This window comes from Sphingobacterium alkalisoli, from assembly GCF_005049105.1.
In the GTDB taxonomy this organism is placed as follows: domain Bacteria; phylum Bacteroidota; class Bacteroidia; order Sphingobacteriales; family Sphingobacteriaceae; genus Sphingobacterium; species Sphingobacterium alkalisoli.
The window spans coordinates 278,855-296,621 of sequence record NZ_SUKA01000006.1; the positions used below are offsets into that span (position 1 = coordinate 278,855).

A 17,767-nucleotide genomic window follows, 5' to 3' on the forward strand; every position below is an offset into this window, starting at 1 on the left:
GATTGTATGATGAAACAAAAATTTTTACGCAAGCTCGATCGCGTTAATAAATGGCGTATGCGAAAAATTTCCAATCGGAATTTTTTGGTATTACTGGCTTTTGTGGTGGGTATTATAGGTGGTCTTGCAGCTGCTTTGTTGAAAGGAATGACCCATTTTATAGCCTCTACCTTACAAGATGACATCGATTGGCATTATAAGTATTCTTTTTATCTTATTTTGCCATTGATTGGTATTCTTTTGAGCGTGTTGTACGTTCGTAAATTTCTAAAAGGAAAGAATTTTGAACATGGTATTACCCCGATTATTTATGCCATTTCACGCAAATCGAGTAAAGTTGAATCGCATAATATCTATTCGCAAATCATTACAAGCGCGATTACGGTCGGGTTTGGGGGATCTTCTGGATTAGAAGCTCCTATTGCTTATAGTGGAGCAGCTATTGGTTCCAGCACAGGTAGATTCTTTGGGCTTAGTTATAAAGAGTTGACGATGCTACTAGCGTGCGGTGCCGCAGCAGGTATTTCTGGAGCATTCAATAGTCCTGTTGCGGGGATGATTTTTGCCATTGAAATATTATTGCCGGAATTTTCCATACCCGCTTTTATCCCTTTATTAATTTCTGCTGCTTTGGCGGCGGTTGTTTCAAGATTGCTCTATAGCGAACCATTGTTCCATACTGCGGTAACGGAGTGGGAAGTACAGGCTTTGTTTTTTTATATTCTACTCGCTGTAATAGTCGGTGTTTACTCCATCTATTTTTCGCGCATTAGTCAAATCGTAAAAAAGTGGTTTTCGTCTATTACGAACCCATATAACAAAGTTTGGTTTAGCGGTATTTCATTAGGGTTAATGATTTTTTTGTTTCCCGCACTATATGGTGAAGGCTACTTAACAATTCAACAAATTTTGGATGGGCAGTTTGATGCTATCGTTAAGAACAGTTTGTTTGCGGATTATAAAAATATTGGCTGGATTGTCATCTGTTATACAGTGCTTACGCTATTTGCGAAGTCCTTTGCTGTTCTATTTACCTTAAATGGAGGTGGCAATGGTGGCGTTTTCGGTCCGAGTCTGGTCATGGGAGGTCTTATTGGATTTGCATTTGCCTATGGTATGAATCTTACAGGCCTAGTGCAGCTGAATGTGCCTAACTTTGTCATGGCGGGAATGGCAGCTGCGTTAAGTGGTGTCATGCATGCACCGTTGACAGGTATGTTTTTGATAGCCGAGATAACAGGAGGGTATACCTTGATGGTTCCTTTGATGCTGGTGGCTTCTATTTCCTATCTTATTAACCGGTCCGTAATGAAGCACTCTATTTACACAAAAGCCCTAGCTGATTCGGGCGATTTACTGTCGTATGAAGATAAAGACAGGACCGTGCTGAGTATGATGAAGCTCAGGTATCTGATAGAGACCAATTTCGTTATTCTTCGTCCGGATGAGACACCGAAGGACAGACAATCAGAAATTATTCATTCAAAGCGTAATATTTTTCCTATTGTAGATTTAAACGGTAAGTTGTTGGGGGTTATTTATAGTGAACGTCTGTTTTCGATATTATTAGGAGAGGAAGGGGATAGTAGTCGGAAATTCGAACAGATCGCTCAAAAACCTAATGACATCATTAGAGGTGATGAGAATATGGAAATTGTAATGTCTAAAATGAATAGAGATGATGTATGGATTCTTCCCGTAACCGATAGTGATAATCACTACCTAGGTTTTGTTTCTAAGTCTTCTGTTTTTAATAAGTACAGAGCGTTGTTGGTACGGCAGGGACACTATTTAGAATAGTCAATTAAATAGTGATGGCGCTTAGTTTCTGAGCGCCATTATTTTTGAAACATATTTTCCAACGATATCAAACTCGATGTTAACTTCCGATCCTACTTCCACCTGTTTAAGGTTTGTGTGTTCTATCGTAAAGGGAATGATCGCGACAGAAAATCGATCAACTCTTGAATTTACAACGGTAAGGCTAATGCCATTTACCGTGACAGACCCTTTTTCTACAGTAATGTTATTTTTGGAAGGATCGTATCGAAAAGTAAATAACCAACTTCCGTTCTGATCTTCTTTTTCAATGCAAGTAGCGGTTTGATCGACGTGCCCTTGTACAATATGTCCGTCAAAACGACCGTTCGCTTGTGTACATCTTTCGATATTCATCAGGTCTCCTTCTTTGACAGTATTTAGATTTGTCTTGCTCAATGTTTCGTCGATAGCGGTTACTTTGTGTGTTGAATTGTCTAAAGCAACTACGGTTAGGCAGATGCCATTGTGCGCCACACTTTGATCTATTTTTAGCTCCTGAGAAATAGAAGATTCGATGTATAAGTGAATATTGGTCTGTTCCTTTTCGATTTTTTTAACGACGCCTAATGTCTCAATAATACCTGTAAACATAAATTTTAAACGGATTTTCTACAAACTTAGATAAAAGTTACTGCCTCTTTTAAAAAAAAATAAAAAAATATTTGCAATAGTGTAGGATGTACACTATCTTTGTGTCATCATAATTTAGGTTTATAATTGGTTAGTAAAGGTTTTCATTCTCCCCGTTTGAAGACCTTTTTTTTATTTTTATTTTCCTGATAATCAAAACTTTACTTTCTTATAAGTAAATAATCTTGCATTTATTCATTTAACATTTGGATACTAAGTAATAATATCATTATATTTGCCATAGGTTTAGGTTGATTACCTCATTCAAGAGGTATTTATAAGCTTGGAAGATCGCCCGATTATTCCAAGCTTTTTTATTTAAACAGACTTTTTTTGCTTGTTATCAAGATCTAATTTAAATATTATGGTAGTAAAGGGCGTGCGCTTAACATGAACAGAGCCAATGATTGCATGCTTGATACTGCTGGCGTTAGAAAATATCTTTGTCGTTTTTTTAATTGAGATTGACGGAACTAGGTAAGGTTTATTGCCACGACATAAAAAAAGGAACCAGCTCGTTAGCTAGTTCCTTTTTAGTTTGTAATGTGTCCTCGGCGGGAGTCGAACCCACATCTTCAGAACCGGAATCTGAAATTCTATCCATTAAACTACGAAGACCGTTTCGCAAAAATATAACTTTTATGCGAAAGCTAAACTAAAATTTAATAATTTAGTTATTAATGATCGTCATCGTTATGATCCTCAACGAAATGCATGTCAAATTTTATATCTACGTCATTTGCGCCGGTGAATTTTCTGTAATCAGTCGCTGACCAATCTGTACTTGTATTGATGTTTGCTTTTACTCCTGCATTGAGATGTCTCATCACGTAATTCATCTCAAAAGTTGATGTTGGCTTTAACACGGTAAAATAACCTTGTACACCTACGTTTGCTTCCGTGCCATCCGTTTTGGTATCTGCATATTCGACATACAGTGATTCCGTTGGCACTCCTAAAATGAAAGCGTAGTGAATATCATCACGGTCCACAAATGTTTGTTGTGTTTCTCTACCGTGTGCATCAAGCATTTTAATGTTAAACCGATAAGACTTTCCGACTTCAAGATGAACGTGAGCACCGACGGGGGGAATCAGGTCCGTTCCTGTAAATTCTATGCTTTCTGTTTCTGGATTATCAATATCATGGTAATCGTAATGATCGCCATGAATTTCCCCTTCTACTTCGGTAAATGTAATTGTAAGGCCTCTAACTTCTTCTTGATCTATTTCGGGAGTTGGATCGTCTTTTGTGCAAGCTTGAAATAACAATGGAATAGCAAGTAAGACTAAATATATTTTTTTCATGATTGTGTGTTTTTATATTTTTAAAAATTGTAAGCTAGTTTAATGGAATAATTTCTACCGAGCTGATGAGCATAATAGCGAAATCTATCCATATAGTCTTTGTATAGTTTGTTTGTTAAATTATCGATACTAAAAATAATACCGATAGTATTCGACTTCAAATGAAGTTGAGTTCCTGCCGTAAAATCCAGCAAATGATAAGCCGCAGGGGGAGGTGTGTAGTCCGAATTTACTTCATATCGAGACTGTCGCGCCACAAACCGATGGTTTAATTTAATATAAGAAGATCTCAGTGCTTGCGCATCTTTGAACTGATGTTGAAGATAATGTGCTAACCTATCTGAAGGAATGTAAGGCAAGTACTCCTTCGTGTCAGTATTGATCGCTTTCACAATTGATGCGGAGAGACCATAGTCGATTGCTTTGGTGATATGATATTCCAGTTTAAGGTCGGCCCCATAGAAAAAGACATCATCTTGCCTGTACGCATATAAAGGAAATGTACCCCTAATGGTTTGCCTTACAGAGTCTGGATTGGGGTTGGCGTAGATGTAGTCTGTGATGTATTGCCCGAATACATCTAAACTGATGTCAATTTTCTCCGCTTTGTCCTTATATAATAATGAGTTTACCCATTTCAATCCTTTTTCACTTTGCAGGTTTACATTTCCTACTTCGTAGGTGCCGCTTCCATGATGTACCCCATCGCTATAAAGTTCATTGGCTGATGGGGCTCGCCACGCTAGGCCAATATTACTTTTCCAATTTAAGTTTGGCAGGAAATGATACAATAGTCCCACCGTTCCAGAGAGGTTGTGAAAATACTTCGTATCTTCCAGTAAGTATTGATTTAACGAACCATTCGCATTCGGGTTTTTATAATCATAACGGTAGCCTGCCACATCAAAATACCTGTAGTCGTAGCGCAAACCTATTTCGAAATGATAGTTTGCTAAATGAAACTGTTGTATACCAAAAATGCCCAACGTGTAATTGTCAAAATTAGGAATAATCGGTGTAGTGCCAGTACCCGCTGTGTTGTTGTGCACCTGTAGGTTTGCATTTATTCCAACGGTTGACTCATGGTGCGTGTAAGCGGCATCAAAAGATTGGGTTGTCAATACCATATCTGCCATAGGCGTATCATCACTTTCTATTCGGCGTAAATCGAATTCTTGCCGATGATTGCGTTGGAAGCTATATTGCAAGTCCAATTCACCTCCATTGTTCACCTGATGAGACCAGTTTAGTTTGGCGAGATCATGCGTTACTTGCTGCCTGGGAGAATTAATGTGATAAGAGAAATCATAACTTTCAAAAGGTTTACCGTTTTCTATCCGAGCATATATATCCTCAATGGTACCGATATGTGCACCTGAAAAGATTCCCAAATCAGTTCCGAAATGACTTGCGTATGCGGAGAACTTCCCCCGAGATAAGATGTACTCTATATATCCGTCATAGTTTAGTTCTTTCGCACCTGTATTGCCGAGGTAATAGCCTGCTGTTTTGGTATTACCGCGTATCTTGCTAGACGCCGAGATTCTCCATCCTAACTTATTAGCATGTCCCTCCAATCTAGCATGCCCTGATAGTCCTTTGCCATTGCTATTGCCTATCAAGTTTATACGGCCTCCGATTACTTTTTCATAGTCAATAGGAGCCGGGCTAGTTAATACCACGCCAGCCAATGCATCAGCACCGTATCGAACCCCCTGGGCACCCTTTATTACCTCAATCTTATCTGACATAAACGGATCAATTTCCGGTGCGTGTTCTACGCCCCATTGCTGCCCCTCTTGCCGTACACCATTATTTAGAAGGAGGATACGGTTGCTATGTAAGCCATTGATTACAGGTTTGACGATATTACTTCCGGTAGCTAAGGTGGTGACTCCCGCAATTTCAGCAAGCGCGTCTGCAAGTACTTTGCCTTTTGATTCAGCAAGTTGCTGCGCAGTCAAACTGTGTGTGCTACTTGTCAAAGTGGTAGATTTATAGCCAACGATCTTGATGTCCTCCATATGGATGTGTTCGATTTCCAGTGTAAAGGTAATGCTGGTATCACGCTCCAGATATATTTCCATTTCTAGCGGCTGATAGCTGATATGTTCTATCCGTATCTTATTATATCCAAGGCACAGGTTTTTTAAACTAAAGATTCCTTTATCTTTGGATATACCTTGGTTTTTAGATATGGATATGATGGCTCCATCTATTGCTTTGTTGCCCGTTTTGTCTACAATTTGCCCGCTCAATTGAATATTACAATTCTTTTGCTGCGCATGAAGTAGTACGGAAACAAATACAAAGAGGCAAGCTAATGCTACTTTATTCATTACAGAATTCTTCTTATTTCACGATTTTACGACTATTTGGTAATTAAGAAGTTGTAAAAGGAGGGCCTTTATTGCTATTAGGAAGAGCGTATCCGACTAATCGTAAATCATAATTCACCGCTTGAAAAACACGTTTGTAGCAAATCTCTATGGGTGATAAATAAATAAAATTACAAAGAGGTGCTGTGGCTTGCGAAAAGTGAATCTGATAACAGATGGCGCAATTGTCTGGGCTGTGCTCGTGATGCGACTTGCTGTCGCAGCTGTGGTGCTCTTCGTGATGGGTATGGTTGTGTTGAAATAGGTTTGCGCATAAGAATGCCCAAATCAATACTAAAGCTGAATATGTTTTTAGTGCTTTCAATAGGGCAAAGATACATTAAATGCAACAATGGTGCAAGTTAAAATATGTTTTAAGATCTCGGATGAAATTGGGTGATAACAGATTGTAAGTAATCTTTATCAATATGTGTGTAGATTTCGGTGGTAGTGATGCTTTCGTGCCCTAGCATATCCTGTACTGCCCTGAGATCCGCGCCGCCTTCTACCAGATGAGAAGCAAAGCTATGTCTGAATGTATGAGGACTTATTTCTTTTTTTAAGCCAATTTTTTGGGCCAGATCTTTAATGATAATAAATACCATAACTCTGGACAACGGAGAACCGCGACGATTCAAAAACACAAAATCTTCCTTTCCTGATTTTATAAATTGATGTGCCCGTACTTCAGCCATATAGATTTTTAAATATTTGATAGCCTGTTGCCCAATAGGAATCAGTCTTTCTTTGTTGCCTTTGCCTTCGACTTTAATAAACTCGACATCAAGAAAAAGATTTGAAATTTTTAAATTGATTAGTTCCGATACACGCAACCCACAACCGTACAAGACTTCTATTATAGCTTTATTACGCATGCCTTCAGATTTGGAAAGATCTATCGCATTGATTAATGAATCGATTTCATCAATATTGAGTACTGAAGGCATCTTCCGGGATAATCGGGGTGTTTCAATCAGTTCGCACGGGTTCGTCGGGAGCTCATATTCTATTTGCAAGAAGTTGAAAAAAGTTTTTAATCCCGATAGAAGGCGGGCTTGGGTAAAAGGGGATACAGCAAATTCATTAATCCATAATAGAAACTGTTGGATATGCTGTGCTGTTAACTTTTCGATCTCTAGGTTTTTATCTTCACAATACACTTCTAATTTACGTACATCATTTAAATAGGCGTGAACAGAATTACCGCTCAGGTTACGTTCAAATTCCAAATAGCGTTTAAAATCCTTTTTAGTTGTCTGCCAGTCCATATGCTACGAAGTTAAAAAATGTAAATTTATTATCTGGTTCTAATCTTTGTAAATAATTAATCCTAAATTGGCGGCATTAACTTTACATTGTATGAGATTATTAAAACCATTAGCAGTTGCGTTCTTGTTACCTGCTACTTTTGTTTCTGTTGATGCCAATATAGGCTATATTTCCCAAATGAGTCCGGCCGCGAGAACGGTATTATCTCAAGATAGTATTATCTCTCTCGATGAGGTACTGCCGTTTGACGATGAAGTACTGGTAGGCAAGTTGAAGAACGGTTTCAAATACTATATCCGTAGAAATGTGGAACCGGAGAAAAGAGTAACAATGTACCTCGGTATGAAGGTCGGATCAATCTTGGAAACAGACGAAGAGCAAGGATTAGCTCATTTTTTGGAGCACATGAATTTCAACGGTTTAAAGCATTTTCCAAAAAATGAACTTGTTGATTATTTACAAAAAGCTGGTGTGCGTTTTGGAAGTGATTTAAATGCACACACTGGCTTTGATGAAACAGTATATAAGCTTCCAATTCCTTCAGATGATCCAGAATTATTGAAGAATGGACTCCTGGTAATGCGTGATTGGGCGCAAGATGCACTTTTAGATGCAGACGAGATTGATAAAGAACGTGGAATTATCATGGAGGAAATGCGTGGTAGTCGAGGTGCCAATCAACGTATGCAAGATAAATATCTTCCCGTCCTGTTAAATGGTTCCTTGTATTCCAAGCGTTTACCCATTGGTACAGAAGAAATAGTCACCACCTTTAAACCTGAAGTAATCCGTAATTTCCATAAGAAGTGGTATAGACCCGACTTACAATCCCTTATTATAGTAGGGGATATCGATGTCGTACAAATGGAGCAGGAAGTTATCCGCCTTTTTTCGGACATGACCTTACCAGCAAAACCAGAAGAACGCAAGGAATATAAGGTTGACTTATTGAATAAAAATCAGTTTATCGCGGTGACCGATCCAGAGATGCAATATACTGTTGGACAGATTATTATCAAGCACCCTGAAGAGAAGATAAAAACGGTAGGTGATTATAGAAGTGCGTTGTTAAAGAACGTGTTTAATCAACTAATCAACTCGCGACTTCGTGAATTGAGTCAACAAGCTAATCCGCCTTTCTTACAGGGGCAGGTTGGTATTGGCTCACTTTTCGGTGGTTTGGATAATATGTCTTTGCTATTTGTGGCAAATCCAGGTAAGTTTGATCTGGGACTAAAGACCTTAATCCGCGAAATGGAACGTTTTGAAAAATATGGCTTTACGGAGACGGAATTTCAACGTGCCATATCGTCTCTTGCTAAGGGGAATGAAACCTCTTATATAGAGCGTGATAAGAAGAAATCCGATGCTTATGTAGAGAGTTATTTGAGAAATTTCATTGATGATGCTCCTGCACTAAGTAATGAAGACCGTTATCAATTGACGAAGCGTCTCTTACCAACCTTGACGTTAAAAGAGGTGGAAAGTGTGGGTAAGAAATTCTATGCAGATGTGAATAGAGATGTAATCATCATGGCTCCCGAAAAAGATAAGGCATTGGTGCCGGATGAGGATGCCGTTAATGCATGGATTTCTGAGGTTAAAAAAGAGGAAATCCATGCATATGAGGACAAGGTTTCTAAATTACCCCTTTTAGCGAAAGAGCCTGTTAAAGGTGCTGTCGCGGCTACTAAAAATATTGAAGGTATCGATGCGAAAGAACTTGTATTGAGTAATGGAGTGAAAGTAATCTTGAAACCGACGACATTTAAAAATGATCAAATCTTGATTTCTAGTTTCAGTCCAGGCGGAACCTCTTTATATTCCGATGCTGAATATATGACAGCTTCTAATGCGGCTAGTTTTGTAAATGGTAGTGGATTAGGGCAGCTAAATGCCATCGAGCTTAGAAAGTATCTAACCGGTAAAAATGTGAATGTTTCTCCTTATATTTCAGAACGAAGCGAAGGCATAAGTGGATCGTCAGATAAAGAAGGATTGAAAACTGCTTTTGAGATGATCTACGGATATTTTACTGAACCAAGACTGGACGATGATATTTTTCAAAGCGGCATCTCCCGTACATTATCGTCTATGGAGAATCGAGAAGACAACCCGGATTTTGTGTATTCAGATGTAATGCTGAAAAGTTTGTATGGTGATAATGTTCGCCGGATAGTTCCTACTCCCGAAAAAATAAAATCGATTGACCAACAACGTGCTTTAGAAATTTATAGAGAACGCTTTGCGGATGCATCAGATTTCACCTTTACCATTGTTGGATCATTTAGCGAGGAAGAGATTAAACCCTATTTAGAACAATACTTAGCAGCGCTGCCTTCTATATCCCGAAAAGAGGAAGCTCGGAATCTAGAGATAGTAGAACCTAATAAAGGTTTTGAAAAAATTGTCCATAAAGGCAAAGAAGCCAAAGCCACAGTACAGCTAAAATACTTTGGCGATTACGACTATTCGGAAAAAGAAAATCTGAATTTTGATGCATTGGAAAGTGTGCTGTCGATTAAATTGTTAGAACGGTTACGAGAAGACGAAAGTGGGGTTTATGGTACTGGGGCGCGTGGTTCTTCGAGCAAGTATCCTATTGGACGTTATAGTTTTACCGTTGCTTTTGGAACGGGTGTAGATAAGTATCAATCCTTAATCAATTCGGCGTTGGACGAAATCAACAAAGTGAAAAAGGATGGTCCAACCCAAGTAGATTTAGAAAAATTTATTATCGAACAAAAACGCCAGTTGGAAGTACAATTTCGGGAAAACAGTTTTTGGATGGGACAGATTGCAGGTGCCTACCAAAATAATGAAGATCCAACTTACATCCTACGCTACCTAGAAGAATTGGATAAATTGACGATCGATTCTGTTAAGGAAGTGGCGAATAAATATCTAAAGGACGATCGATTATTTAAGTTTATTCTCTTACCAGAAGAAAGTAAATAAATTATCGAAGGCCTAAGAAAAAGAGTGCAATCTAATCTGCACTCTTTTTCTATTTTAATAGGTGTTGTTTATCACGCTTCCCTTTTCGATGTCTTTTATAACTGTAATTGCCCTCGGCATCCGTTCCTTCAGTTCCTCTACATGTGATATGATACCGACAACACGATTTTCCTGGTGTAGGTATTGTAACGTATCAAATACCGTATTGATGCTTTCGTTATCCTGTGTCCCGAAGCCTTCGTCAATAAAGAAAAAGTTCTTATCTGCTTTATTCATCGACTGAATATTCTCGGCTAAAGCTAAGGCTAGACATAGCGAAGCCTGAAATCCTTGACCTCCCGAGAGCGTTTTGACCGAGCGGCGATAGCCGTTATTTAGGAAATCGATGACTTCGAACTCATTGCTTTCATTAATACTTAGGCTCAATTGATTTTTCGTGAGTCGGTGGAAGCGTTGATTAGCTATTTCACACAATCGTTCCAAATGAATGCTGGATACATAGTTGACGAAACCATTTCCTTTGAACATCTTAGCTAATGTTTCTAAATTTTCCTTTCGTATGTTCACTTTTTCGAATTCAGCGAGCAATGTTGTTTTCTTTTCAAATTCCGTTAATAGATGTTGGAATTCTTTTTCCAAAGCACCTGTAAGCGTAAGTTGAAGCTCTAGTTCTTCTTTTTTTAATCGAAATAGAGTTTCCGTCTCTTCGAATAATTGATCAGTAAACTCGCTCTTATCCGCTACGTTTTTTAACTCCATAATTCGGTTTCGCAATGCAGATATTTGAATGTAATGATTCTGGATCTTCATCTTATATTGATCTACGGGTAGATTTTTATTGATGACGAACTGAACCTCGGTGATATCATTGTAGCCAAATGAGGCGAGCAGTGTGTTTATTTTAGATTGTATCTCGCCGAGTTGGGTACTCACCATTGTATAGTGCTCATAGCTTTCGACATATTGTCCCGATATTGAAGCAATTTTACTGTGTAGTTCATTTATCGATTTGTTAAGCACCTGATATTCCTCCTCTGTATGCACTATCTTCTGTTGGATTTCAGCTACAATAGTTGGGTATTGTTCTGTTGGAATTTGAGGGGGTTCGTTAATATTTAGAATACGTAATTGACTTGTATTCTGCTGGATATTAGATTCAAGCATCTTTATTTCATTGTCTAGTGCTGCTAGCGACTTCTCATATCTCAATACCTTTTCGCGTGTAGTTATTGTTGCTTCTCGGAGTTCTTTAATGCGTATCTCTTTTTGTTTGATGTCGTTTTCCAGTCCCTGAAGCGTTTTCTTTTTTGTATTAAAGAGGCTTCTATCCGTGCTATCAAATTCTAGCCATTTAAATTCCTTATCATGAGATTCCAATTTCTCTGCATAAATTGTTAATTCATTTTTGAGTTCAGCACGCAGTTTGATTTTATCTGCGAGTAGCGTTGCTGTTTTTGTGAACTGCTGAATTTTTCGATTATTTGCCAACTCTTCTCGTTGAAGTTCTGTTTTTAAATTTAATACCTCATTTAAGTGTATGGTTACATCCTCTGCATGCATGGGTGCGGGGTGGTCGAGTGATCCGCACAAAGGGCAACTTTCACCGTCATGCAGATTCTGAACATATTGACTAAGTTCTTGTTTTAGGCGCCAGTCAGATTCTTCTTTGGCTAAATCAGATAGTTTTTTTTGACATTCCTGAATAGCTAACTGAAGTTGTTTCTCCCAGCTTTCCACATTCAATTGAACATCTTGAAATTGATTTTCCAATTCGTGAATTTGAGACTGATTTAGTTCAAATTTTGACCGTAAATCCTTTGTTGATTTTTCGATATTATCCTTAAACTGGTACCAATTTTCAATAGCAAGAAGGATACTTGTATCCATTCGTGCATTTTTCAGTATTTCCAGTTTGTTTTCTTCCTCTTCAAGGTCTCGAATTAAGAGTGTTTCTTTTTCTTTTGTTTCTCTTACAATAGGCTGACCTTTTTCTAGTCTATTTTGTACCTCTGCTTTTTTGTTTTCCAGTTTCGAATTTGTAATTAAAAGCTTGTAATCTTCGATTTGCTTTTTGAACACATCAATTCGATCAAAATCGGAAGACACATGAGCAAACTTTTCCTCGTTAGCTGCTAATTCGTGTTGTAAACGAAGCTTTTGCTCTTTCAGGTTCTGTATTTTTATAACTAAAGCCTCTTTACCTGTCGTGAGTTGATGTAGAACGTTTAATGCCTCTTTAAAATTTGAAACAGTTTTCTCGAATTGCGAAATTTCTTCTTCCATTTTCTTGATCGAATCCGATTGCTGTTCAAGAGCAGCTAACGCCAGTTCCTTATTCGCCAGATCTTTTTTGTCCTGCTGAATATTAACTAACTTTTGGTACCTTTCTTCAATGCTTTTATGTTCTTCCTTTACATCTAGAAGGGAAGATCTTGCCTCGTTTAATGTTATTTTTTTAGATTCAAGGATCGCAGAAGTTACCTCTTCAAAACCTGTTAACGCACCACGTAGGTTCTCCAGTTTTTTATTGTTTTCTGCCTGCAAAAAGGAAACCTTAGGGCCAAGGTCATATTTATTGAGATAGAAGATTTCTTTCATCATTTCTGAACGATCTTTTCCTCCGAGTTCTAAAAACTCTTTGAATTTCCCTTGGGGGATGATGATTGTCCTTCGAAAGTTGGGATAAGAGAGGTTGGTTACCAATGCGCCATCAGCGGATTCCATAGGGATCCATTGACCTTCTTTCCATTCGTATGCAAGCCTTTCGATGGGAGTAATATCCTCAAAGCGTTTTCGGCGTTTCCAATGTGCTACAAAGCGGAATTTCCGCTGTTGGAAATTGAGGAAGTCAAAAACAATGGTTGCTCCATTAGACTTTAAATTGAGCATATTGTAAGCTCGCTTGTCCGCTTTATTTAACCGTTCGGTATCGCCATACAAAGAAAAGCTAATCGCTTCTAAAATAGAAGATTTTCCTGAACCGACCGCACCGAAAATACCAAATAATCCGGCCTCTGTAAGTAGGGTAAAATCAATTTCCTGTTTTTCCTGATAGGAATACAGTCCTTCGATGCTTAAGTATAGTGGTAGCATAAGTTATTCTTCTGTTTCTTTGGTATGCGTTACAACCTCCTTAAATAAGTTCAAGATCTCAGAGTTTGGATCCTGTCCATATTTACTTTTAAAGTAATCTTTAAACAGATCGTCCATATCCTGTTCCAAATTAATAGCTGCTCTTGGATTATTTGCTAGCTGTTGTTGTTTAACGACAGGAATAATGTGAATAATACCGTCGTGAGATTCATGTATTCGCTTTAGATCAGTGGAAGAAATAAAGGTATCACTTATCAAGGTTAGCTCAACCAAGGAATACGGGTTGGCATATAACCATTCTACGCCTTCATCAATTTGCTCAAATCGTTTTCGGTACAGCTTTCGCCCTTTAGTCAACGTTCTGGTCTCATATTTTGCTGCTGCGCCATTTGGTTCAACATGTACAATAATGACTTTTTTTTTCTGACCAGCCTCAGAGAAAGAATAGGGTAAAGGAGAACTAGGGTATACTACCGGTGCATGATGACCACCGATGTTTTGATAGCGATGTAGATGACCAAGTGCAGTATATTGAATTTGATGAGGGATCAGATCTGAGTATATGACATCTGCATTTCCTATTTTTATCGGTTTTTCTCCGTCAGGTTCTTCTAAGATTTCTCCACCACGTTTTAACATATATAAATGTGCTGTCAGTATATTTACGCCCGATGAGTCACAGTATTTGTCGGCTAAATTTTTCCAGCTTTTGTATAGTAGCTCATTAAGGCTTTCGGCTTTTTCACTTAAACCTAGATACTGTTTAAGACGTAACTCATTAGCATAAGCTGTACTAATAACACGGACAGGATAGGGTAGGTGAGGTATTACAAGTTCGATAAACCCAGCATCCGATTTGGTCACTTCAAAACTGTCTGGCAGTTGAAAAGGTTTGATGACTGCATGTGGATAGCCAACGAAAATAATGCCGCAGGCCCGGGCCAAAGGGTCTGGTGAATCAATCCGATCGGGAGAATCATGGTTGCCAGCGATTGCGATTACAGGACGTTTGCCATTATTCGTCAGCCTTTTTAGAGATTGATACAGCAATTCCGTGGCCTCTACTGGCGGATTGAAGGCATCAAATAAGTCGCCCGCAACAATTACCATATCTACATCTTCGGCTTCGGCTATCTCGCAAATTTCCTGGATAACTTCTTTTTGTTCTTCGATACGAAAAAAAAAATCTAAACGTTTGCCTAAATGCCAGTCTGCTGTGTGTAATATCTTCATGCTTTTTGTTCCATGGAATTTTGGAGAGTTAAACTTAGATAAAATGCTCTGTATTCACAAACCAAATATATTGATAGGGGGGACTATACGCGTGCTGATCGAAAGTGGTCAAACTTTCTTTTCGGAATGTCCTAAATCCTTCTGCGGATTTACATTGTCTCTCACTAATTGTTTTAGCTCCTTTATTTCTGGAAATCTACCTTCTCTTTTACGATCGAAAATTACATTGTTATTAATCGAAATCTGATACCTACCGCTGATTTCACTTGGAATAAGCATTATTCCATACACGTCGTCTGTAAAAGTGGTCAACAGTTCTTGTGCCATATATGCGGCTCTAAGCATCCAGCCACATTTTGGACAATATTCTATTTTAATTGTTGGATTCATAAACTAAACTTAAATAAAATCGGTGATAACATGTATAAACCGTTTATGAAAATTTTGTTATTTTCGTTTTTTATTCCCAACGGATCAAACTATTTACGTTAGTAATTTATTTTTGTATATGATAAAATTTCAGTTCATATTCTTGTTGTTGATTGTATGCTGCATTAAAGCAAATGCACAGTTGCAGGCCATCACAAAAGGCACCACATATAAATTTTGGTTGCGATTGCCAGCAGATTATCAACAAGATGGAGATAAACAGCCTATTTTGGTTTTTCTCCACGGTCGAAGTTTATCTGGTACCGATCTGAATAAGGTTAAGCGATACGGAGTGTTGTATGCAATAAATAAGGGAAAAGAAATTCCAGGAATTATAGTGGCTCCACAAACTAGCAGGGGGTGGAATCCAGATAATGTAATAGAGATAATTGATTATGTATTGGAGAAATATAATGCGGATCCATCTCGAGTATATCTCTGCGGTATGAGTATGGGTGGCTACGGAACAATGGAAGTCGCCGGTAAGTACCCAGATCGTATCGCGGCAGCAGTGGCCATATGTGGTGGGGGTAAAGTAAGCTATGCACAAAGTCTCGCGAGAGTACCTTTATGGATTCAACATGGAAGTGCTGATCGGGTGGTTCCGGCATCGGAGTCAAAAAAAATCTATAACGCGATAAAAAAAGTTGATCAAAAGTCGGACGCGACATTAACTATTATTCCTGGTGGTACACATGGGAGCGTAGAACGATTATTTCACCAAGATAAAATCTACGAATGGATGTTCTCGTTTTCCGCAGAGGAGCGACGTAATCAAGAATTCAGTAAAAAGAGAACAAGTTGGAATCCTCCCGTATTTAAGAATGAATTTGTAAATTAGTATAATAATTAAGGGGTAGACAAGCGCTACCCCTTAATTAATTTTTTTGTGTAAAACTACTGTAAAGGAGCAGGTGCTTCTTCTTCAAATAGTGGAAATTCTTTGATGATATTATACCAATTGATAATTTTCTTAATATCTGAAGTATATACTCTCGATTCGTCATGTCCTGGCGCTACTTCACGGAAATATTCACGGAGGGCATTTCCGTCAGCTTTAGCATCGGGCGTGTTTCCATCATTTGCTTTTATTTTTTCAAATATATCCAAAAGACGGATTTCTTCTTCTTCTCCGTAGATTGTGATGTCTTCTAACGTCGCCATTTTTGTTGTGTTTAAATTCACAACAGATTTGATTTTAGCTTTGTCAAGAGATTCCAAGATAAAGCCTCCTTTATTTTGGCCCATTAATTTATATAAACCTGGTTTTCCTGTTACGGATACTAATGCTCTTAAATTCATAGTCTTTTCTTAGTTGGCTAGGCTTCGATTACTTCAATGGATAAAATACGATCTCCTTGACGAATATCATCTACTACATCGACGTTTTCCACTACCTTACCAAAGCAGGTATGGTTACGATCTAAATGCGCAGTATTATTACGACTATGGCAGACAAAAAATTGAGAACCACCTGTATTACGGCCGGCGTGAGCCATCGATAATACTCCCCGGTCGTGGTATTGGTTTTCCCCTGTCAATTCACAATCAATTTTGTAGCCCGGATCCCCAGTCCCAGGCGTACCAGCGGCACCTTCGCGAGAATTTGGACAGCCACCTTGGATAACGAAGTCAGGAATGACACGATGAAAAGTCAACCCATCATAATAACCTGATTTAGCTAATTTAATAAAGTTTGCTACTGTATTTGGAGCGTCTTCTGTGTAAAACTGCACAGTCATGTCGCCTTTTTCGGTCTTGATAATTGCTTTACTCATTTCTAAATAAATTTTTGATTTAAGCTACAAAGATACGCTTTTCCTTTAAAAATATGGATTAGATATGCGTTCTTTACCCGTTAAAGTTTGTTAATCCCAGATTATATTCCTAATTTTAAGGAAGCCAGTTATTTACTTTATAAACTGTATTTTATGAATAAACTTGTAATCCGGGAATGGGATCAATCGGATCGTCCACGAGAAAAATTAATAGAACAGGGAAGGAGAGCATTGACAAATGCCGAACTATTAGCTATTCTTATTGGCTCGGGATCACGTCAAGAGACTGCAGTAGAGTTGTGCCGACGTATTCTCAATGATGCTAAAAATAACCTTAATCATTTATCTCACATGGAAGTTGCCGATTTTTGTCATTATAAGGGGATTGGTGAGGCAAAGGCTATCTCGATTGTTGCGGCGTTAGAGTTAGGTCGAAGAAGACGGGAAGAATCGCAGGAGGAAAAACCTACATTGAATAGCAGTAGGCGGGTATACGATTATTTTAAATATCAAGTGCAAGATCTACCTCACGAAGAGTTTTGGGTACTCTATCTTAATACCGCGTGCAAGGTGTTAGAAAAGCAGCTGATTGGTCGGGGGGGGAATGATTTTACACCGGTAGATATACGCATAGTGTTACGGTATGCACTACAATACAAAGCAAATTCCCTTATTCTTATTCACAATCATCCATCTGGAACATTAGCGCCAAGCCAAGCGGATAAACAACTTACCACCAAAATAAACGAGGCATCCAAGATTATGGATATCCGGGTAAATGATCATGTGATCTTTACGGATAGTGGGTATTACAGTTTTCGGGATGAAGGACTTCTATAAGGCACAAAAGGCAGGACAGATATAGCCTTTT

Annotated in this window: 13 protein-coding genes and 1 tRNA gene; 4 read left to right on the forward strand and 10 right to left on the reverse strand. The window is 38.4% G+C overall.

The features are described from left to right. Positions 1-6 precede the first annotated feature (6 nt). Positions 7-1,800, forward strand: coding sequence for a chloride channel protein (locus tag FAZ19_RS18540; protein WP_229707638.1), 1,794 nt, complete (start codon positions 7-9; stop codon positions 1,798-1,800). A gap of 21 nt (positions 1,801-1,821) precedes the next feature. On the opposite strand, the gene FAZ19_RS18545 is transcribed toward FAZ19_RS18540, so the two are convergent. From FAZ19_RS18545 to xerD, 5 genes are all read right to left on the reverse strand, one after another. After that, positions 1,822-2,412, reverse strand: coding sequence for a riboflavin synthase (locus FAZ19_RS18545; RefSeq protein WP_136822248.1), 591 nt, complete (start codon positions 2,410-2,412; stop codon positions 1,822-1,824). Positions 2,413-2,997: 585 nt separating this feature from the next. Next, a tRNA-Arg gene (locus FAZ19_RS18550) sits at positions 2,998-3,069 on the reverse strand. Between the two features lie 59 nt (positions 3,070-3,128). Then, entirely contained in the window at positions 3,129-3,758 is a 630-nt protein-coding gene (locus FAZ19_RS18555) for a hypothetical protein (protein ID WP_136822249.1), read from the reverse strand. Between the two features lie 20 nt (positions 3,759-3,778). Next, entirely contained in the window at positions 3,779-6,097 is a 2,319-nt protein-coding gene (locus tag FAZ19_RS18560) for a TonB-dependent receptor (RefSeq protein ID WP_136822250.1), read from the reverse strand. Positions 6,098-6,510: 413 nt separating this feature from the next. Further along, complete coding sequence (xerD, locus tag FAZ19_RS18565; protein ID WP_136822251.1) at positions 6,511-7,404, reverse strand: site-specific tyrosine recombinase XerD; 894 nt, start codon at positions 7,402-7,404, stop codon at positions 6,511-6,513. A 91-nt stretch (positions 7,405-7,495) separates the two neighbouring features. On the opposite strand from xerD, the gene FAZ19_RS18570 reads away from it, so the two are divergent. Next, on the forward strand, positions 7,496-10,363 hold the full coding sequence (locus FAZ19_RS18570) for a M16 family metallopeptidase (protein ID WP_136822252.1): 2,868 nt from the start codon (positions 7,496-7,498) through the stop codon (positions 10,361-10,363). A 54-nt stretch (positions 10,364-10,417) separates the two neighbouring features. Here the strand turns inward: FAZ19_RS18570 and FAZ19_RS18575 are convergent, their stop codons facing one another. From FAZ19_RS18575 to FAZ19_RS18585, 3 genes are all read right to left on the reverse strand, one after another. After that, entirely contained in the window at positions 10,418-13,456 is a 3,039-nt protein-coding gene (locus tag FAZ19_RS18575; protein ID WP_136822253.1) for an AAA family ATPase, read from the reverse strand. Positions 13,457-13,459: 3 nt separating this feature from the next. Continuing rightward, positions 13,460-14,689, reverse strand: coding sequence for a metallophosphoesterase family protein (locus FAZ19_RS18580; protein WP_136822254.1), 1,230 nt, complete (start codon positions 14,687-14,689; stop codon positions 13,460-13,462). Positions 14,690-14,797: 108 nt separating this feature from the next. After that, positions 14,798-15,079 (reverse strand): SelT/SelW/SelH family protein, encoded by a 282-nt coding sequence (locus FAZ19_RS18585; RefSeq protein WP_136822255.1) that lies wholly within the window; start codon positions 15,077-15,079, stop codon positions 14,798-14,800. A 118-nt stretch (positions 15,080-15,197) separates the two neighbouring features. Between FAZ19_RS18585 and FAZ19_RS18590 the strand changes: the two genes are divergently transcribed. Then, positions 15,198-15,959 (forward strand): carboxylesterase family protein, encoded by a 762-nt coding sequence (locus FAZ19_RS18590; protein ID WP_136822256.1) that lies wholly within the window; start codon positions 15,198-15,200, stop codon positions 15,957-15,959. Between the two features lie 56 nt (positions 15,960-16,015). On the opposite strand, the gene FAZ19_RS18595 is transcribed toward FAZ19_RS18590, so the two are convergent. After that, positions 16,016-16,420 carry a DUF5606 family protein gene (locus FAZ19_RS18595; protein WP_136822257.1) on the reverse strand — a complete coding sequence of 135 codons (405 nt, stop codon included), beginning with the start codon at positions 16,418-16,420 and terminating at the stop codon, positions 16,016-16,018. A gap of 17 nt (positions 16,421-16,437) precedes the next feature. Beyond that, on the reverse strand, positions 16,438-16,896 hold the full coding sequence (locus FAZ19_RS18600) for a peptidylprolyl isomerase (protein WP_136822258.1): 459 nt from the start codon (positions 16,894-16,896) through the stop codon (positions 16,438-16,440). Positions 16,897-17,049: 153 nt separating this feature from the next. Here FAZ19_RS18600 and radC point away from each other — a divergent pair, with 153 nt between their 5' ends. After that, positions 17,050-17,736, forward strand: coding sequence for a RadC family protein (radC, locus tag FAZ19_RS18605; protein ID WP_136822259.1), 687 nt, complete (start codon positions 17,050-17,052; stop codon positions 17,734-17,736). Positions 17,737-17,767 lie beyond the last annotated feature (31 nt).